The organism is Flavobacterium algoritolerans (genome assembly GCF_030010385.1).
GTDB lineage: Bacteria > Bacteroidota > Bacteroidia > Flavobacteriales > Flavobacteriaceae > Flavobacterium > Flavobacterium algoritolerans.
This window is the reverse complement of record NZ_JASCRZ010000006.1, coordinates 192,056-212,992: the sequence shown is the minus strand read 5'-3', so window position 1 is coordinate 212,992 and position 20,937 is coordinate 192,056. Positions and strand designations below refer to the sequence as shown.

At 34.7% G+C, this 20,937-nt stretch carries 15 protein-coding genes; 9 read left to right on the top strand and 6 right to left on the bottom strand.

Translation table 11 applies throughout. The features are described from left to right. Positions 1 to 77 precede the first annotated feature (77 nt). The 3 genes from QLS65_RS13685 to recG all read right to left on the bottom strand — a co-directional run bounded on the left by QLS65_RS13685 (position 78) and on the right by recG (position 6,712). Positions 78 to 3,173 (bottom strand): efflux RND transporter permease subunit, encoded by a 3,096-nt coding sequence (locus QLS65_RS13685; RefSeq protein WP_099715445.1) that lies wholly within the window; start codon positions 3,171 to 3,173, stop codon positions 78 to 80. Between the two features lie 68 nt (positions 3,174 to 3,241). Then, entirely contained in the window at positions 3,242 to 4,300 is a 1,059-nt protein-coding gene (locus QLS65_RS13680; protein ID WP_282718390.1) for an efflux RND transporter periplasmic adaptor subunit, read from the bottom strand. A gap of 294 nt (positions 4,301 to 4,594) precedes the next feature. Continuing rightward, a complete protein-coding gene (recG, locus tag QLS65_RS13675; protein WP_282718389.1) occupies positions 4,595 to 6,712 on the bottom strand; it encodes an ATP-dependent DNA helicase RecG in 2,118 nt (705 codons plus the stop codon). A 180-nt stretch (positions 6,713 to 6,892) separates the two neighbouring features. Between recG and QLS65_RS13670 the strand changes: the two genes are divergently transcribed. The 4 genes from QLS65_RS13670 to QLS65_RS13655 all read left to right on the top strand — a co-directional run bounded on the left by QLS65_RS13670 (position 6,893) and on the right by QLS65_RS13655 (position 11,771). Further along, entirely contained in the window at positions 6,893 to 8,734 is a 1,842-nt protein-coding gene (locus QLS65_RS13670; protein WP_282718388.1) for an OLD family protein, read from the top strand. 123 nt (positions 8,735 to 8,857) lie between these two features. Continuing rightward, positions 8,858 to 9,403: a DUF1697 domain-containing protein gene (locus QLS65_RS13665; RefSeq protein WP_282718387.1), complete on the top strand. Its 546-nt coding sequence runs from the start codon at positions 8,858 to 8,860 to the stop codon at positions 9,401 to 9,403. 204 nt (positions 9,404 to 9,607) lie between these two features. Continuing rightward, positions 9,608 to 10,033 carry a hypothetical protein gene (locus tag QLS65_RS13660; protein ID WP_282718386.1) on the top strand — a complete coding sequence of 142 codons (426 nt, stop codon included), beginning with the start codon at positions 9,608 to 9,610 and terminating at the stop codon, positions 10,031 to 10,033. A 253-nt stretch (positions 10,034 to 10,286) separates the two neighbouring features. After that, positions 10,287 to 11,771, top strand: coding sequence for an aminopeptidase P N-terminal domain-containing protein (locus QLS65_RS13655; RefSeq protein WP_282718385.1), 1,485 nt, complete (start codon positions 10,287 to 10,289; stop codon positions 11,769 to 11,771). A 67-nt stretch (positions 11,772 to 11,838) separates the two neighbouring features. Here QLS65_RS13655 and QLS65_RS13650 read toward each other — a convergent pair whose 3' ends face one another. Beyond that, positions 11,839 to 12,576, bottom strand: coding sequence for a Dph6-related ATP pyrophosphatase (locus QLS65_RS13650; RefSeq protein ID WP_282718408.1), 738 nt, complete (start codon positions 12,574 to 12,576; stop codon positions 11,839 to 11,841). 99 nt (positions 12,577 to 12,675) lie between these two features. Here QLS65_RS13650 and QLS65_RS13645 point away from each other — a divergent pair, with 99 nt between their 5' ends. After that, positions 12,676 to 13,260, top strand: coding sequence for a transposase (locus QLS65_RS13645; RefSeq protein ID WP_282718384.1), 585 nt, complete (start codon positions 12,676 to 12,678; stop codon positions 13,258 to 13,260). After that, complete coding sequence (locus tag QLS65_RS13640; protein WP_282718383.1) at positions 13,260 to 15,323, top strand: M1 family metallopeptidase; 2,064 nt, start codon at positions 13,260 to 13,262, stop codon at positions 15,321 to 15,323. The genes QLS65_RS13645 and QLS65_RS13640 overlap by 1 nt, the downstream gene beginning before the upstream one ends. A gap of 8 nt (positions 15,324 to 15,331) precedes the next feature. On the opposite strand, the gene QLS65_RS13635 is transcribed toward QLS65_RS13640, so the two are convergent. After that, positions 15,332 to 15,853, bottom strand: coding sequence for a DUF7935 family protein (locus QLS65_RS13635; RefSeq protein ID WP_282712914.1), 522 nt, complete (start codon positions 15,851 to 15,853; stop codon positions 15,332 to 15,334). Between the two features lie 129 nt (positions 15,854 to 15,982). On the opposite strand from QLS65_RS13635, the gene QLS65_RS13630 reads away from it, so the two are divergent. From QLS65_RS13630 to QLS65_RS13620, 3 genes are all read left to right on the top strand, one after another. Further along, entirely contained in the window at positions 15,983 to 16,753 is a 771-nt protein-coding gene (locus QLS65_RS13630) for a sulfite exporter TauE/SafE family protein (RefSeq protein ID WP_099715457.1), read from the top strand. Between the two features lie 125 nt (positions 16,754 to 16,878). Further along, on the top strand, positions 16,879 to 19,218 hold the full coding sequence (locus QLS65_RS13625) for an ATP-dependent helicase (RefSeq protein WP_121342086.1): 2,340 nt from the start codon (positions 16,879 to 16,881) through the stop codon (positions 19,216 to 19,218). Between the two features lie 113 nt (positions 19,219 to 19,331). Further along, positions 19,332 to 19,952, top strand: coding sequence for an L-threonylcarbamoyladenylate synthase (locus QLS65_RS13620; protein WP_282712915.1), 621 nt, complete (start codon positions 19,332 to 19,334; stop codon positions 19,950 to 19,952). A gap of 107 nt (positions 19,953 to 20,059) precedes the next feature. On the opposite strand, the gene QLS65_RS13615 is transcribed toward QLS65_RS13620, so the two are convergent. Beyond that, positions 20,060 to 20,893 carry an OmpA/MotB family protein gene (locus QLS65_RS13615; protein ID WP_282718382.1) on the bottom strand — a complete coding sequence of 278 codons (834 nt, stop codon included), beginning with the start codon at positions 20,891 to 20,893 and terminating at the stop codon, positions 20,060 to 20,062. Positions 20,894 to 20,937: the final 44 nt, after the last annotated feature.

Genomic DNA, 20,937 nt, shown 5'->3' with positions numbered 1-20,937 from the left:
TTTAGCCACGAATCAATGAATTTTATATAAAAATTCGGTAAATCTATTTAATTCGCGTCATCAGCGTTCCATTCAAATTATTTAACTTCTTTTTCATATTCTTCAATATGATCAAACTCAGGATAATGTTTTCTGGCTTTAGACCACATTAAATACATTGCAGGAATAACGAATAACGTTAAAACCAAAGAGAAAATAGTTCCTCCAACAATTACAACTCCCATTCCAATTCTACTGGTTGAAGCTGCTCCAAGTGACATAGCAATTGGTAATGCTCCTAATGAAATAGCCAAACTTGTCATTAAAATAGGTCGCAATCTCGCTTCCGAAGCTTCTAAAATAGCTTCCATTTTCGGTTTTCCTTGTTCTCGAAGCTGGTTTGCAAATTCGACAATTAAGATTCCGTTCTTGGTTACCAAACCAATAAGCATTACGGTTCCAATTTGGCTGAAAATATTCCAAGTCTGGTCAAACAACCATAATGAGAATAGTGCTCCTGCAACGGCCATTGGAACGGTTAAAATAATAATAAAAGGATCAATAAAGCTTTCAAATTGTGCTGCCAGAATCAAAAATATTAATACTAAAGCCAATCCAAATGCAAAAGCAGTATTCGAACTACTTTCAACAAAATCTCTGGATTCTCCACCTAAATCGGTGGTAAAGGTATCGTCAAGAACTTTAGCTTTAATTTCGTTCATCGCATCAATTCCATCGCTGATACTTTTGCCTGGAGCGAGACCTGCAGAAACAGTTGCTGCCATGTATCGGTTGTTGTGGTACAATTGTGGCGGATTACTTTTTTCTTCAATAGTTACCACATTGTCCATTTGGATTAATTGTCCCAAATTATTTTTGACATACATTGACGTTAAATCCAATGGTTTCGAACGGTCTTTTTGGTCAAATTGTCCAATAACCTGATACTGTTTTCCATTTCTCATGAAATAACCAAAACGTTGCCCGCTCAAGGAAAGCTGTAAGGTTTGCGCAATATCAATAACTGAAATTCCTAAACTTTCGGCTTTTTCTCGGTCAATGGTTACATTAACTTCTGGTTTGTTGAATTTTAAATTGACATCACTAACCGCAAAAGTTGGGTTTTTAGCTACTTCATCCATAAAAACAGGAATTTTTTCTTCCAGTTTTTTAAAGTTTGGCGCTTGTATGATGTATTGAATCGGCAATCCACCGCGTCTGTTTACGGCAATTGTTGGTTGCTCAATTACGGACGTTTTTGCATCTGGATATTGTTTGGTCCATTTGGTTAATTTCTCTGCGATTTCTTTTTGAGAATCTTTTCTTTCATCTGGTTGAACCAATGATACCCGAATAAAACCACTATTTACGGATGAAGATCCAAAACCAGGAGACGTGATAACCAAGGCTACTTTTTTACCAGGAATCGAGTCATCCACTAATTGAGATACTTCCTGCATAAAGCGATCTGTATATTCATAAGAAGAACCTTCTGGTGTAGACATACGCAATACAAAACCACTACGGTCATCATAAGGTGCGGTTTCTTTTTGCAAAAGGTTGAAAAACAAGTAAATTAATCCAAAACAAGCAATCAAAATAGGGAAACTCAACCATTTTTTCTTCATAAAACGGTCTAATGCACTGGCATAACCACTGTTTAGTTTTTGGAAATAAGGTTCTGTACGAATGTAGAATTTTGATTTCTTTTGTTCACCGCCTTTCATCAGATAGGCGTTTAACATTGGTGTTAATGTCAACGATACAAAAGCCGAAATTAATACCGCAGCACCTATGACGACGCCAAATTCCCTAAACAATCGCCCGACAAATCCTTCGAGGAAAATCACAGGAAGAAATACCGCTGCTAAGGTTATCGAAATCGAAATTACCGCAAAGAATATTTCGTTAGATCCTTTGATAGCAGCCTCGATAGGCGTCATTCCTTCTTCTACTTTTTTGAAAATATTCTCGGTGACTACAATTCCATCATCGACCACCAATCCTGTTGCCAAAACGATAGCCAATAAAGTCAATACATTGATGGAAAACCCGAAAAGCCACATGATAAAGAAAGTAGCAATTAATGAAACAGGAATATCAATTAATGGTCTAAAGGCAATCGCCCAATCCCTGAAGAATAAATAGATAATCAAAATCACCAGAATTATTGAAATTCCCAATGTTTCAGCAACTTCGATAACTGATTTTTTTACAAAAATAGTATTGTCAATCGCAATATTAAGTTTAATATCTTTTGGTAAATCCTTTTTTAAACGTTCGAATTCTTTGTAAAAAGCAGTAGAAATATCCAAATAATTAGCTCCTGGAAGTGGTACAATAGCAACACCAACTAAGGGCGTACCTGATTGCGTCATTTTGGTTTCCGTATTTTCTGGTCCAAGACTTGCTAATCCCACATCGCTAAAACGAACTACTTTTTCCCCTTCGGTACGAATAATAATATTGTTAAATTCTTCAGCTGTAGAAAGGTTCCCCACTGTTTTTACCGTCAATTCGGTATTGTCTCCCGTTAGTTTTCCAGAAGGTAATTCTACATTTTGTTTGTTCAATGCATCTCTCACTTCAGAAACGGTGCAACCATAAGCAGCTAGTTTTATGGGATCAATCCACAAACGCATTGCGTATCTTTTTTGTCCCCAAATTTGGACACCACTCACACCGGGAATCGTTTCTAGACGTTGTGAAATTACATTTTCGGCGTAATCGCTTAATTCTAATGCGTTTCTCGTATCACTTTGAACCGTCATTGAAATAATCGCCTCACCATTGGCATCAGCCTTAGAAACTACAGGCGGAGAGTCGATATCTTGTGGAAGGTTTCTAACCGCCTGAGAAACTTTATCTCGCACATCATTTGCGGCTTCTTCCAGATCTTTGTCCAGATTAAACTCGATGGTGATGTTACTGCTTCCTTGCGCACTCGAAGAAGTGACGTTTCTAATCCCATCAATGGAATTGATTGCTTTTTCTAACGGTTCTGTAATTTGCGACTCAATAATATCAGCATTTGCGCCGGCATATCGAGTACTGATGGAAACTTGTGCAGGATCAATCGATGGAAATTCTCGAACGCCCAGGAAGGTATAGCCAATTATTCCAAACAATACGATGGATAAATTGATTACTATTGTAAATACGGGTCTTCTAATACTTGTTGTAGATAAACTCATTTAGATTTTAGATTTTTGATTGCTGATTTTAGATTGTAGATGGCTCTGAAGGAATCTAATATCTCAATCTATTTAATTTTAACGGTCACCGGAGTTTCATTTTTTAGAGACATAACACCACTGGTAATAATGGTATCACCCGCTTTCAAACCAGAAAGTACTAAAATAGAAGCATCCGTTCTTGTGGCAGTTTCTATCATCACTTCTTTGGCTTGACCATTGCTGGAGATGAAAACTTTTTTACCGTTTTGTACCGGAATAATAGCTTCTGTAGGTACAACGATGGCATCTTTTATGATGTCCAAAGGCAATTCGACATCAGCAAATGTTCCCGGTAATAATTTTCCGTTTTTATTTTCGGCAATCGCACGAACTTGTAATGTTCTGGTCGCAACCGCAACTTCTGGTTCAATAGCATATACTTTAGCGGTATATTTTTCAGTAGAACCCGAAACGGTAAAAGTGATATAGGTATTCGTTTTTACTTGACTGGCGTATTTTTCAGGGATTGAAAAAGTGATCTTTAGTTTTCCTGTATTTACTAGTTTCGCCACCAAAATTGTAGGTGTAATGTAGGTTCCTGGCGAAATAGAACGCAATCCGATTCTTCCTGAGAATGGGGCTCTAACCGATGTTTTTGCAATTTGTGCTTTTATCAACTGACTTTGCGCTTGTGCAGATTTTAAATCGGCTCTGGCCAAATCATATTCTTCCTGACTGATGGCTTCTTTTTGTAATAACAATTTAGCTCTTCTTTCGTTTTCCGAAGCCAGTCCTTCTCTGGTAGACGTTTGTCTCAATTGTGCTCTTAATTCTAAATCATTTACTTTAAAAAGTACCTGTCCTTTGCTCACATTGCTTCCTTCCTGAAAATAAATCGCCTCTACAATTCCAGAAACTTCACTGCGAATTTCTACTTGCTCATTGGCTTCAATTGAACCCGAAAGGGATAAATTATTGTCAAAAGTTTGTGGGATTGCCACAATTCCGTTAACGCTCATGGATTTGCCTTTTCCTTTTTGATCTTTCGAATCGGCATTTTTATTTTTGTTTTCTGTGATTCGGTAGCCAATAAATCCAATGATTCCAATGGTCAACAAGGCATAAACTAGGTATTTGATTTTCATAGGTATAGAGTAATGTAGGATTAGGTTTCAGTAATTTTAGTTAAAAACAAATTTAGGTTTTAGAAATGGCAATTATGATCTTGTTAATTTTTATTTAACGTTTGTACATACAAATATTAACATTTAGAATGTTCATGATTTACAAATGAATGCAAGCAATAACAACCTCTAGTTAGTAGAGACTGCTAAAAATGAAAATGGTTTAATCAAGAATTGAAAAAAAAAACCTTTTTTAAGAAAATAAATTTAGTAGTGTAATTTTGAACAGATAAAAAATGCACATCACGTATTGAATTAACTAATATAATTCCAGATATTTTTCTTTTTGGTCATTTCGATAAAAACAGCTCTCAAAGCAGCATGTTCCGGTTTTTGCATGCTCGCATCTTCCTTAAGTAGTTTCAAAGCATAATTTCTGGCTAATGCCAAAGTGTCTCTGTCTCGAACCAAATCGGCAATTTGAAGATTAAGTACGCCACTTTGTTGGGTTCCCATTAAATCTCCCGGACCACGAAGTTTAAGATCGACTTCGGCAATTTCGAAACCATCGTTCGTTTGCACCATTGTTTCCATTCGGGTTTTACTGTCAGAACTCAATTTATGGCTCGTCATCAGGATGCAATAACTTTGTTCCGCGCCACGACCCACGCGACCGCGAAGCTGATGCAGTTGTGATAATCCAAAACGTTCCGCACTTTCGATAATCATCACACTGGCGTTGGGAACATTCACGCCAACTTCAATTACGGTTGTGGCGACCATAATATTGGTTTTTCCTTCTGAAAAGCGTTTCATTTCGGCATCTTTATCCGCCGGTTTCATCTTTCCGTGAAGTATGGAAATTGAATATTGCGGCAACGGAAAATCTCTGGAAATACTTTCGTAACCGTCCATCAAATCCTTGAAATCCATTTTCTCTGATTCCTGAATCAACGGATAAACTATATAGATTTGGCGTCCCAAAGCGATTTCGTCCCGAAGGAATTTCCAAACCTTCAATCTGTTGCTGTCAAAACGGTGTACGGTCTGAATTGGTTTACGTCCCGGAGGCAATTCATCAATTACTGAAATGTCTAAATCGCCATACAAACTCATCGCCAAAGTTCGGGGAATAGGCGTGGCAGTCATCACCAAAACGTGTGGCGGAATCACATTTTTCTTCCACAATTTAGAGCGTTGTTCTACGCCAAAACGATGCTGTTCATCAATCACAGCCAGTCCTAAATTCTTAAATTTTACTTTGTCTTCCAGTAAAGCATGCGTTCCGATGAGAATGTGTAACGTGCCGTTTTCCAGTTCTTCATGGATAATTCTGCGTTGCGCTATTTTGGTGGAACCCGTTAGGATTCTGATGTTTATATTTAGAGTTTCTGCCAATTCAGATAAACCAACAAAATGCTGATTCGCCAAAATTTCCGTGGGCGCCATCAAGCACGCTTGAAAACCATTATCAAGTGCTAAAAGCATGCTCATAAAAGCCACAATGGTTTTCCCGGAACCTACATCACCTTGCAGTAATCGGTTCATTTGGGCATTGCTTCCCATGTCGGTTCGTATTTCTTTGATAACTCTTTTTTGGGCATTGGTCAGTTGAAAAGGCAAATGATTTTGATAAAAATCATTAAAATATTCGCCTACGGTTGTAAACGGATGCCCTTTTATTTTATGTTTCCTAATCAGATTTTTAGTGATTAGTTGCAGTTGAATAAAGAACAATTCTTCGAATATTAATCGGAATTTGGCTTTCGCCAAAACGTCTGCGCTTTTTGGAAAATGAATGTTGAATAAAGCCGCTTTTTTAGGAATCAGCTTCAGTTCGTTAACTAAATAATCCGGTAAGGTTTCCGTAAACAATGCTTGCGTTTCCAGAAACAATTGTTGCATCAGTTTATTAATCACTCGGTTTGAAATCCCGCGATTCGCCAAGGTTTCTGTCGAAGGATAAACGGGTTGCATTGCCGAACGCAGACTTTGTTCGTGTTCGCTCATCAGTTCGATTTCCGGATGCGCCATATTGAACGCATTCCCAAAAGACGTACATTTTCCGAAAATCACACAGATTTCATTGAGCTTTAAACTCTCCCGAATCCATTTGTGACCCTGAAACCAAACGAGTTCCATTTGGCCCGTATCATCCACAAAAGTCGCTACCAATCGTTTTTGGTTTCTACCAAATTCAACGGTTTTGATGTTGATGATTTTACCGATAATCTGAACTTCGGCAACAGTCCCGAGACTTCGGGATTGCAGTTCGTTAATCTTGTAATACCGCGTTCTGTCTATGTATCTGTTTGGAAAAAAATTAACCAAATCAACGTACTTATAAATTCCCAATTCCTTACGCAGCAATTCGCCCCGATTGGGACCAACGCCTTTGAGGTATTCGATAGGAGTGAGTAGGAGGTTTTGCATTTAGATTTTCTTGGACACGGATGAAACGGATTTGCAAAAGCAAAAACGCAGATTAAAACGGATTTTTAATTCGATGGAGCGAAGATAGTTTTTTGTTTGGAAATTTGGAAATGGGAACACTTGGAAATAGAGTAGGAAAATATGTATATTTGAGAGAACTATCAAATTAAACAATTATAAATGAAAATCATTGAAAGCATAAGGATTAAATATTATCGTTCAATCCTTAATACTACTAGAGGAAATCAAACTTATTTAAACACTACTGATTTAAATATAATTGTAGGGAGTAATGATGTTGGAAAATCAAATTATTTAAAAGCACTAAATTTATTTTTCAACAATTGTAGTGATACAAATCAAATTTTTAATTTTTGGAATGATTTTTCATTTCAAAGGCATGGCATAAGGAAAGAAGAAAACAGAATAGAAATTGAACTAATAATAAATCCCCCTAAAAAACAGTATTTTAAAAATGAAGGTTCAATAAAATGGACTAAAATTTGGAAAGAAAATTCAAATACGCCAACTGAAACATTTCAATATATAAACGGGGGACATTTCACTAATAACAACAGAGGCGCTTATTACAAATGGTTAAAGAAGATAAAATTTAAATACATCCCAGCTATTAAAAGTGAAAAATACTTTAGTGATTTGATGTATAATTTATATGATGTTTTACAAAAGGATACACATGAATTAGAACAAGAGTTTAATAAACAAATAAAAGATAAAACAGCTTTAATTAGTGAACAAATCGGCAGAAGGTTAGGAATTGAAAGTGTATTGCAGTTTAAAGGTAGTTTTCGAGACTTATTTGATACATTACAATTTGGTTCAATTGATGGTAAATTGATGCTGAAGCATAGAGGAGATGGAGTAAAAGTTAGACATATACCAGTTATTTTACAAAGTATTGCAGAAGCTGAACTAAAAGAAATACGTAATAGAGAACCAATTTCAAATACTATATGGGGATTTGAAGAGCCAGAAAATAATTTAGAGTTTGATTCTGCAAAAAAACTTGCTGAATCTTTTATGGAATACACAAAAAAAATTCATTTTCAAGACGGAATTAATTCTCAATATGACGAGGGAATTCAAATTTTCATAACGACCCATTCTCCAATTTTCTATACCTTGTCGAATCAAAACTCTCAAAACATTAATTCATTTTATGTATCAAAAAATGAAGAAGGAATTTCACACATTAGACAAATTACTAATGAACAGAATATAGTTATTGAAAATGAAATGAAGCTTTTACCTTTATTTGAATTATCAAAGCATTGGAAAGATATTAATCAAAAAATAGATAACTTAAAGGAAGAAAATTTAATTGTTAAAAATGAGCTAAATTCATTTACAAATAGACATAAATGTATTTTTCTTACAGAAGATGAAAATCAAGGATTAGTAGAAAAATTTTTAAAATCAAATGGATTTAATATTGCTGAAGTTGATTTACGTTCATATAAAGGATGCACAAATATCGGTTCAGCAGAAGTATTAAGCAGTTATTTAAAAGATAAATTTAAAGAGAGTTGTCCTCAAGTAGTTGTTCATAGAGATAAAGATTATTTAACTCCAAGTGAGGTTTTATCTGAAAAAGAAAAATTTAAACAGAAAGGGATAAAACTTTTTATTACAAAAGGGACTGATATTGAGTCATATTTTGTTAAAAAAGAACATTTAATTAAATGTCATCCTGAAATCCCAACTGAACATTTTGATGTGATTTTAAGAAAAGCATTGGACGAAAAAAAAAGTATAGCTATTAATGCTCTTAAGAGGAAAGATTATGGTGATAAAGACAAAGATAAAAATAGCCATTTAAGTATTTATTTAGATGATTATTATTCAAAAAATGAAGATTATTTATTTCACGGCAAAGAAGTATTTAGAAGTGTTAAAGGACTAATACAGAATTTTACAAAAAGCAATGCTAAAATTGAAATTGAATCAAATACTTTATTTGATGAGGAATTATCTAGTATTTCAAAAGAAATTTGGAACTAAAATTTATATTGATTTTAGTTTTACTATTTCAAGTTATAGATTAGGTAACGTATTTTCTTCAAAACTAAAACCCTAAAATCTCCTCCAAACACAATATCTTCGCAAAAATAAAAAGCTTAAAAAATGACAACTCATCTCGCATTGCTTCGCGGCATTAATGTTTCCGGTCATAACATGATAAAAATGGAGGCGCTAAAAACAACTTTGGAAGCCATTGGTTTTCAAAATGTGCTAACCTACATTCAATCGGGAAATATTTTTGTGGATACAGAGGAAGAAAGTCCTGCGAAAGTTGGTTTTCTAATCAAGCAGGAAATTTTTAAGGTTTTTGGTCATGAAGTGCCTATTGTGGTAATTGCCAAAGAAGACTTGGAAGCGTGTTTCAATAATAATCCTTTCCTGAAGGAAAAAGACATTGACATCAAAAAGTTATACGTGGCTTTTATTTCTACCACCTTGCAAAGTACCAGTATCAATGATTTGAAAATTAGCCAATTCAAGCCTGATGAAGCCAGTATTGACGGTAGCAGAATTTTTATTAAATACGCTGTTGGTGCCGGAAAGACTCGATTTGACCAAAAATACATCGAGAAAAAACTGAATGTTAGCGCAACAATCCGCAATTGGAATACGGTGACGCAGCTACTGAAACTCTACGAGGAAAGATAAATAAGGACTTCACAAGTAAAAAAATAAGCCACAGATTCTCCGATTTTTTAAATCAGTTAATCTGTGGTTATTTATTTATAGGCCACAGAGAACCTATAAATAGTATCGTTTTATGCATTTTTTTACTTTAGAAAAAAATAATTATAATTTGACGCAACCTTTTACTAGAAGTAGCATCTAAAGAATATCTGTAAAATCTGATACATGAAAAAACAAATCATTCTTGTTGCTTTCCTTGCTATTTTTAGCTCCTGTTCAAAGGACGAAGCTGAAGCAATTGTTACTACGAATTTTTACGGAAAATGGACTTTGGTTGCGATGACAGGTTCTTTCCAAAATTCAGGAACTACAGGTGCAGCAATGGAATGGCAAGAATATTATTTGTTCAACACCAACGGAACTTTTACAAAATCCAGAGAAAGAAATGGGGTAACAACAACACTTTCCGGAACCTACACGACTACCAATCAATCAGACGGAATATTTTTTGAATTAACATATCCCAATGACAGCGAAATTATAGGAAGCTGTTACGGAAATCAAAAAGAAGGATTGTATTTAACGGACAATAATTCCTTGTCCAGCACTTGGAGTTATTGCGATGGTCCCGGATTAAAGTATAAAAAGTAAATTATAAGTGCTTATTAAAAAACATTTTTCATAAAATTTAGTTTTGGTTAATTTTAGAATGATGAAGCACTTTTGCTAAAGAGTACTCAGAAGTTGAAAAACTTTTGGTGCTCTTTTTCTATTTTTAAACGAATAAAAGAAAGGGAGTTTCAATAAAAATAGTAATTGGTACGCACAAAAAAATTATATTTACCTATTAATTCATTCATCCAAAACCTCGCTTTATTTTGCAAAACTCTAATATTTTAATGCTATGAATTTAAAACTTTCTTTTGTTTTTACAGTTCTTTTAGTTTGTGCAGCATTAGCACAAAACGGAAATCCAACCGATTATTTATCGGCTCAATTCCATAAAGAGCGTAGAGAAGCTTTGCGTGCTAAAATGCCTCAGAACAGTGTAGCGGTATTTTTTGGTAATCCCATTCGGAACCGAGCCAATGATGTGGATTTTATCTACCATCAAGATCCTGATTTTTATTATTTAACAGGATATAAAGAGCCGAATTCAGTTCTGGTAATTTTTTCGAACAATCAAACCAATAAAGATGGAAAGTCATTCAATGAATTGTTGTACGTTCAGGAAAAAAATCCAAGAGCGGAGCAATGGACAGGAGTGCGTTTAGGAACGGAAGGTGCCAAAAAAGAGTTGGGTTTTGAAAATGCTTTCAATGGAGCAGCGTTTTTAAATTCGGGGATTGATTATGTCAGTTTTGACACTGTTTTCTTTAAGGAATTTGAAGAAGACACTCGAAATTCGAAAAATGAAAAAGCGGATTTATACAAGTTAATTGGAGCGTTTAAATCCCAAATAGGCTACAACGAAAAAGTGAAATCTCAAATGGATTCGAATGTGCAAAATGAAATTAATGCTAAAAAAAGCATCACTTCAAAAAAAGCCACTATAAATACCAAATCGATTTTGACGTATATGGCGAGTTTGCGTGAGAAAAAATCCAAAGAAGAGTTGGTTTTGCTGACAAAAGCCGTTCGGATTTCGGCAATGGGACAACGCGAAATTATGAAAGCGATGCATCCAGGAATGTCTGAAACTGAAATACAGGGAATTCACGAATTTGTTTATAAAAAGTACGGCAGCGAGTTTGAAGGTTATCCGTCAATCGTAGGCGCTGGAAATAATGGTTGTGTGTTGCATTATATTGAAAATAGCAAAATGAAAGTCGAAAATGATTTGGTTTTGATGGATTTAGGTGCTGAATATCATGGCTATACTGCCGATGTAACTCGAACGATTCCTGCAAACGGAAAATTTTCTACTGAGCAAAAGCTGATTTATGATTTAGTATATGATGCTCAAGAAGCGGGAATTGCTGCTGCTAAAATTGGAAATAATTTTAATGCACCAGATGTTGCGGCACGCAAAATAATCAGTGCCGGTTTAGTGAAACTAGGAATTGTTAAAAAGGAACAAGAATCCCGTAAATATTTTCCGCACGGAACTTCGCATCATATTGGGTTAGATGTTCATGATCCGGGTTTGTACAATGCTTTTGAGGCTGATATGGTCGTTACTGTAGAACCGGGAATTTACATTCCTAACGGTAGTGATTGTGATAAAAAATGGTGGGGAATTGCGGTACGAATTGAAGATGATATTTTGATTACCACAAATGGACCGGTTAATTTATCTGGTGAAGCACCAAGAAAATCAAATGAAATTGAAGCTCTTATGAATGAAAAAAGTGTTTTGGATACTTTTTCTGTGCCAAGTTTAGATTAGCAAATCCGTTCAGATTCTATAAAAATGAAACTCCGTTGTCTTATGACTTCGGAGTTTTGTATTTAAATTATTTTGCAACCAAATCACAATACCAAAATCCAAAATCAAATGCATCAGAAGCACTCGTATCGCAAGCGGTATCTGAGGAATCTTCTTTTTCTGGTTTTTCGTATTTTCGGTACACGATTTCACCAATTTCAAAATTAATTGGTTTAGAAAAAATGGGACCGTCAAATGTGAAGGTATGGAATTCACCGTTTTCGCCACAAACATCTACATTTTCAGGTAAATCGTTGATGAAATCTTGGTCAATCACACGACCAACAAAGCTTTTATCTAAAAATCGTTCATTTACACAAACTACAATCGTTTTAAATCCTAAATCCATGAATTCTTGAATAATTTCGTGAGTTGGGATTTTCCAAAGCGGAAAAATTCCTTCGAAACCTATCTCGGCTAATTTATCTTCGCGGTATTTACGCAAGTCTTCCAGAAATATATCTCCAAAAATAGAATGCGTGACCCCTTGTTTTTTTAGTTTAGCCAATGTTTCGCGCATCACATTTTCATAGACTTCCATCGTAGGCATTTCGGGAATTTGCATGATTTCAAGTGGCAATCCAATGCTTTCAGCTTGTTGCTGCAATAATTCAACTCTAACACCATGCATAGAAATACGTTGGTATTGTTGATTTACGCTGGTTAGCAAGCAGGTAATTTCAATTTCGGGGTTTTGTAGGGTTTTATATAAGGCTAGCGCAGAATCTTTTCCGCTGCTCCAATTAAATAAGGCTTGCGTTTTCAATGTAATTTTCTTGTAATTTTCTGGAGGTAAACTTACAAAATTAGTCGGATTAGTTTGGTAAACCTTTGTAACTTTGGGAATCATACCTAATCATTTTAAATGTCATTATTTAAAAATAGATATCAAACCGAATCAAATCGATTGAAAAACTGGGATTATTCCAATGAAGCAATCTACTTCATCACGTTAGTTGCCCAAAATAGGGAATGTATTTTTGGTGCTATTGATGATGATAAAATGCTATTAAACGATAACGGAAAAATCATTGAAACGGAATTATTGAAATCAATTACAATTAGGGAACGTTGGTTTTTTCATAATTGGGTTATTATGCCTAACCATATTCATTTGTTGGTTGAAATTATTTCATCATCCGACGTAGAGACGCACTGCAGTGCGTCTCTACCTAGTGCGTCTCTACAATTGGAATCGGAATTCCATTCGGAATCAAAATCACAAAAATTATCTCGAAAGCCCAATTCCATTTCGTCGTTTGTTGCGATTTTTAAATCGGTTACCACTAAACAAATTAATGTAATGATGAATCACGACGCCAACATCATTTGGCAATCAAATTATCACGATCATATTGTCCGAAATTATAATTCATTTGATACCATATACCATTACATAAAAAATAATCCAAAAAATTGGAATACAGATTCCATAAATTCAAGTTCATAATGAAATACCTATTCTTTTTTATTTCCACGTTCACATTTGCCCAACAAACCCAATTTGTTGATTTTAAATCGGTTTTAGGAAAAATTGCTATAAATCCGATTGAAAAAACAGTTTCAGGAGATGTCGATTATGATTTTGATGTTTTGAAATCTATTGATACCATTAAAATTGATGCTCAAAATATGGAATTTTCGGATTTAAAACTCAACGGAAAAACGATTAATTACATCAATACACAGAAACAATTACAAATCATTTTTCCGTTTAAAAAAGGGAAAAACAACTTGACTTTTCAGTATTCGGTAAAGCCAAAGCAAACTATGTATTTCATTGGATCAGAAGCAAATAATAATATACAAATTTGGACGCAGGGACAAGGAAAATATACCAGTCATTGGTTTCCGAGTTTTGATGATGTGAATGAAAAGGTGATTTTCAGTTTGAATATTGTATGTAATAAAAACTATCAGGTAATTTCAAATGGAGCATTGAAATTTAAGTCAGGGCTTGATGGATTTTCGGTTTGGCAATACCAAATGCAAAAACCGATGAGTTCATATTTATTGATGCTTGCCATCGGTAAATTTGAAAAAAACATCCAAAAATCAAAGTCCGGAATTCCTTTAGAAATGTATTTGGAACCAAAAGACGGTGCCAAATTTGAATCAACATATCGCGATTCAAAAAGAATGTTTGATTTTTTAGAAAAGGAAATAGGAGTGAAGTTTCCTTGGGGAACTTACAAACAAGCGGCTGTTCGGGATTTTTTGTATGCCGGAATGGAGAATACCTCGGCAACGCTTTTCAATACGCGTTATGTGGTTGATTCAATAGGTTTCGAGGACAGAAGTTACACGAATGTCAATGCGCATGAATTAGCGCATCAATGGTTTGGAAATTTAGTCACTGCTGAAAGTGGAAAACACCATTGGTTGCAGGAAGGTTTTGCTACGTATTATGCATTGCTAGCCGAAAAGGAAATCTATGGAGAAGATTATTTTTATTCGAAATTATACGAATCCGCGCAACAATTGAAATTTGCTTCCCGAACAGATACGATTCCCGTTTTGAATGCCAAAGCCAGTTCGTTAACTTTCTATCAAAAAGGCGCTTGGGCACTTTTTGTTTTGCACGAAGAAATAGGCAATAAAGCGTTTAAAAAAGCGGTAAAAAACTATTTAAAAAAACATGCGTTTCAGAGTGTGAACACGGCAGATTTCTTTGCTGAAATCAAAAAAGTATCGGATTATGATTTGGATAATTTTAGTAAAGTATGGCTTGAAAAAACTGTTTTTAATACACAACAAGCCAATGGTTTATTGCTTAAAAACAAATCAATACAAGTGTTGTTTGAAGTGGAGAAATTAAAGAACCAACCGTTGTCTGAGAAAAAAGAATTTTTTGAAAAAATACTCCAATCGGATGTGCATTTTTCGGTAAAAGAAGCAATTGTAAATCAATTGAAAAATGAAAAATGGGAAGATGTAACGAGCCTTTTTATTTTAGCTTTAGAAACTAAAAATATACAATTACGTCAAACGGTTGCAGCATCATTAAATGAAATTCCGGAAAGTTTTAGAGTCCAATATGGAACTTTATTGGAGGACAAATCCTATCAAACACAAGAAATTGCGCTGTATAATTTATGGAATAATTTTCCGGAGCAACGCATTCAATATTTAGATAAATCAAAAACCTGGATTGGTTTTAATGATTACAATTTAAGGACATTGTGGTTGACACTCGCTTTGTCAACACCCAATTATGTTGAAGAAAAGGTTTCCCTCGTAAACGAATTAATACAGTATTCGTCAATTAATTACGAAGCAAATACAAGGCAAAATGCTTTGGAGAAATTGCTTTCTTTCAAAATAATAAATGATGTTGTTTTGGAGAATTTGGTCAACGCAACCACACATCACATGTGGCAATTCTCGAAATTTGGAAGGGATAATATTAGAAAATTATTGAAAAATCCGGAAATGAGAGTTTCATTGGAAAGAATTATTCCGAATTTAAATGAAGCCGAGCAATTTCAGTTGAACCGATTGTTGAAAGAATAATTAAATATCTACCACAACTGACCTACTTCGTTTTTGATGTAGGCTAATGCTGCATTACTTGGTGATTGCTTTTCCATCAAATCGCTTAAAACTACTTCACGCAATTTATCGGCATTATCTACACGTTCACTCATATTCGCTTTTCGAATCATTTGTATTGTAGCATTTTTTGCAGTTACAATGATAGTCCAACATTCATCTGACATGTAGATTTGTTGGGTTAAATTGTGCTCAAATTCTTGTTCGATTTGTGCAGTTATCAGATTTTCGTAATCGTTTTTATCGTTAGAAATTGGTGTAATCCTAATTAATAATTTAGTAGGATTGATGCGTTCCATGTATAATGACATGCGCTCATAGGCTTGTAAACGCAGGGGTAAAGCATTTTTTTGTGCTTCCTTGTTGAGTAAATAACGCCGTCTTCCTTCTTCATTTTTGGTATGGAGATCAAAAAAATAATAGGCAACAAGACCCGTAACTATTGCCGGTAACGTATAACTTAGTAATTCTATAATTTTTGTAGTATCCATGCTTTGATAAAATTTATAAAAGCAAAAATATACTTTTTTGACTATAAATCAATTCCATTTTAATAGCAATACATCAATACGAATAGTATTTTTGCCAATCACTAAGGGAATATTAAAAATAATAGTTAAATGGAAACTTACATATTAGTTTTACTTTGTTTGGCTGCTTTCGCTGCAGGATTTATAGATGCCATTGTTGGTGGCGGCGGTTTGATACAAACACCTATGGGTTTGATTTTATTGCCTAATCTTCCAGTTTCAACCGTAATTGGAACCTTGAAAGTTCCTGCATTCAGTGGAACTTCGTTTGCTGCATATCAGTATCTTAAAAAAGTGGATATGAACTGGAAATTGCTGGCTATCATGATGCTTTTGGCATTTCCTTCGGCATTTTTAGGTTCTACTTTGTTGACATATGTGAGCAATGATTTCATGAAACCGTTATTGCTGGTTGTTCTTTCTTTTTTAGTGATTTACACGTATGCCAAGAAAAATTTTGGGCAACATATCGAAAAGAATCATTCTTCGAGAACCCAAATATGGAATGCGATTGCAATCAGTTTTGTAGTTGGTTTATATGATGGATTTATTGGCCCTGGAACAGGAAGTTTTTTAGTAGTGGCTTTTATTGCCATTATGGGATTCGATTTTTTGCATGCTTCCGCAAATGCCAAAATGGTGAATCTGTCGACAAATTTTGGCTCCATCTGCCTTTTTATATTAAAAGGTAAAATAATTTGGGCAGTTGCATTGCCTATGGCTGCCAGTAATGCTCTTGGCGGTTGGATTGGTGCTAAACTGGCTATCAATAAAGGAAACAGTTTTATTCGAATTTTCTTTTTAGTTGTGGTTGTTGGTACTCTAATTCGTTTTGCGTACGATGTGTTTTTTAAAGATTAGCAACTTTGCTAATGACTTTATAGCAAGTGAATTTTTGGTTAAATCAGAACTCATTATGATTGTAATTTAAACCTGTTTTCTAAATCTTAAATTCTTATTTTTGCATAATAAATTTAAATTTCTCTATGCATAAATATATCGATCAACTCAACGAAGCCCAACGTGAACCTGTTCTTCAAAAAGACGGACCAATGATTATCATTGCTGGTGCTGGCTCTGGGAAAACGCGTGTGTTGACTATTAGAATTGCTTATTTGATGAATCAGGGCGTTGATGCCTTCAATATTTTATCGCTTACGTTTACCAACAAAGCGGCACGGGAAATGAAAACCCGAATCTCTCAAATTGTTGGAGCAAGTGAGGCCAAAAATCTTTGGATGGGAACATTTCACTCGGTTTTCGCCAGAATTTTACGTTCCGAAGCGGATCATTTGGGATATCCTTCGAATTTTACGATTTATGATTCCCAAGATTCATTGCGTTGTATTTCCGGGATTATCAAAGAAATGCAATTGGACAGGGATGTGTATAAACCAAAACAGGTTTTAAGCAGAATCTCCAGTTATAAAAACAGCTTGATTACGGTAAAAGCCTATTTCAATAATCCTGAATTACAAGAAGCGGATGCAATGGCTAAAAAGCCAAGATTAGGAGAAATTTATCAAAATTATGTAGATAAATGCTTTAAATCTGGAGCGATGGATTTTGATGATTTATTATTGAAAACCAATGAATTATTGACTCGTTTTCCAGAAGTTTTAGCCAAATATCAAAACCGTTTCCGTTATATATTGGTGGATGAGTACCAAGATACGAATCATTCTCAATATTTGATTGTTCGTGCTTTATCGGATAAATTCCAAAATATTTGTGTGGTGGGTGATGATGCGCAAAGTATTTATGCGTTTCGTGGTGCGAATATCAACAACATTTTGAATTTCCAGAAAGATTATGAAGGCGTGAAAACCTTTAGATTGGAACAAAATTACCGTTCGACAAAAAATATTGTGGAAGCCGCAAATACTATTATCGATAAGAATAAAGTAAAGCTGGATAAAATAGTTTGGACTGCCAATGATTTTGGTCCAAAAATAAAAGTACACCGCAGCATGACTGATGCCGAAGAAGGGCGTTTTGTGGCCAGTACTATTTTCGAACAAAAGATGCAAAACCAACTTAGTAACGGTTCTTTTGCAATTTTATATCGTACCAACGCGCAATCCCGTGCGATGGAAGATGCGCTCAGAAAAAGAGATATTCCATATCGAATTTATGGTGGTTTATCTTTTTATCAAAGGAAAGAAATCAAGGATGTATTGTGTTACTTGCGATTAGTTATCAATCCAAAAGATGAAGAAGCTTTGGTTCGTGTAATCAACTATCCGGCTCGAGGAATTGGAGATACAACTGTTGAAAAGCTTACGATTGCTGCCAATCACTACAAACGTTCCATATGGGAAGTGATGCAGAATATTGATAAGATTGACTTGAAACTGAATTCGGGAACCAAGCAAAAACTGCAGGATTTTGTAACGATGATTCAGAGTTTTCAGGTTATTGATCAAAATCAAGATGCTTTTTATATCACCGATCACGTTGCTAAAAAAACGGGATTGGTTCAAGAATTAAAGAAAGATGCTACTCCGGAAGGAATGGCTAAAATTCAAAATATAGAGGAATTATTAAACGGTATCAAAGATTTCACCGAAGGACAAAAAGAAATCGATGGAGCTCGTGGCGCCTTGTCTGAGTTTATGGAAGATGTGGCTTTGGCAACAGATTTAGACAAAGATACCAGTGATGAAGATCGTGTGGCTTTGATGACAATTCACCTGGCAAAAGGATTGGAATTTCCTCATGTTTTCGTAGTAGGAATGGAAGAAGATTTGTTTCCGAGTGCGATGAGTATGAGTACAAGAAGTGAACTCGAAGAAGAACGTCGTTTGTTCTATGTGGCTTTGACTCGTGCGGAGCATCAAGCCTATTTGACGTATGCACAATCGCGTTATCGTTGGGGAAAATTGACTGATAGCGAACCTTCCCGATTTATTGAGGAAATTGATGCACAGTATTTAGAATATCTAACTCCGGCTGAATCAAATTATAGGTATAAACCAATGATTGACAGTGATATTTTTGGAGATGTGGATAAATCCAAATTACGTCTGGCAAAACCAGCCAACGGAACTCCACCAGTCAAATATAATAATGATAATGAACCCAAATCGGATATAAATATTCGCAAGTTGAAACCTGTATCCAACACTGCAACTTCAAGCGGTAGTGCAAATTTGTTTGATAATAAATTGGTTGCCGGAAATATTGTAATGCACGAACGTTTTGGTAAAGGCGAAGTTTTAAACCTGGAAGGAGTGGGAGCAGATAAAAAAGCCGAAATTAAATTTGAGGTTGGAGGAATAAAGAAATTATTGTTACGCTTTGCAAAACTGGATATTATTGGATAGTACCAAGTGGTCAGTTTTTCAGTGTTCAGTGACAGTTTGAGTAAATCTAAAACTGAATGTCTAAAATTTTAAATCAGAAAATCAAAAATCGTTAATCAAAAATCTTAAATCTGATGGCTCAATTTATAAAAATATACGAAGATAAACCTAATGAAGCGGCAATTGCCAAAGTAGTGAAGGTTTTAAAAGATGGAGGATTGGTAATTTATCCAACGGATACTGTTTATGGTTTGGGTTGTGATATTACCAATACCAAAGCTTTGGAACGCATCGCAAAGATTAAAGGAATAAAGCTGGATAAAGCTAATTTTTCATTTATCTGTCACGATTTGAGTAATATATCCGATTATGTAAGGCAAATTGATACACCTACTTTTAAACTATTAAAAAGAGCTTTACCAGGACCTTACACGTTTATTTTACCTGGAAATAATAATTTACCAAAGGAATTCAAAAAGAAAACTACTGTTGGAATCAGGGTTCCTGATAATGCGATAGCTATAGAAATTGTGAAACAGTTAGGGAATCCAATTGTTTCCACTTCCATTCACGATGAAGATGATGTTATTGAATATACGACTGATCCAGAACTTATTTTTGAGAAATGGCAAAACCTAGTCGATATGGTTGTTGATGGTGGTTATGGTGATAATATTGGATCAACAATTATTGATTTATCGGGAGATGAACCTATTGTAGTGAGAGAAGGTAAAGGAAGTTTGGATATTCTTTAATTCGTATTCAGTATCCAGCCCTGAAGAGTAGGGATTAGTGTTCCGTAAAAAATATAAAAAAACGTCCCGATATTCGGGACGTTTTTTATTTCAAATACAATTTGAAATTATGGTCTTTGTTTTTTCATCTCTTTTTCAATCATGTCATAAAACTGATCGATTTTAGGTAAAACAACAATACGAGTTCTTCTGTTACGAGCTCTGTTTTCAGCTGAATCATTTGCTACTAAAGGAATGTATGAACTTCTTCCGGCTGCAATCAATTGTTCTGGTTTAACACCTAATTGATTTGTTAATACACGAATGATAGAAGTAGAACGTTTCACACTTAAATCCCAGTTGTCCAATAATATCCCTGAACCATTATAAGGAACGCTATCCGTATGTCCTTCAACCATACATTCAAAATCTGGTTTGTCATTTATTACTTTAGCTACTTTAGCTAAAACACCTTTTGCTTTATCAGTTACATCGTAACTTCCTGTTTTAAACAGTAATTTGTCAGCAATAGAGATAAATACAACTCCTTTTTCAACATTTATTTCGATATCTGGATCAGAGATTCCTACAGCGCTTTTCAAACTAGTAACTACAGCAAGTGTTACACTGTCTTTCTTAGTTAAAGCATCTTGCATTCTGCTGATTTTTAAATCTTTCTCTTTGATAGATTCTAAAGCTTTTTCAATATTTTCAGCTCCTTTTGTAGACAAGATAGTCATGTCTTTAGAAGTGCTTATTAATCCTTGGTTTTGCTCTTTTAAAAGAGACGCAGTAGCAGAAAGTGCCGCTTTTTCTTCTAAACAAGCATTTAATTTTACTGTAGCAGTATTTAATAAGTCTTGAGTTTCTTTATTTCTAGCTTCTAAATCAGTGTATTTCTTTTTAGAAACACATGAAGTCAATAGCGCTAATACAGATAAGGCAATTACTATTTTTTTCATAAATGGTATTAATTTAATTAAATGTTAAAGACAAATTTACTTTT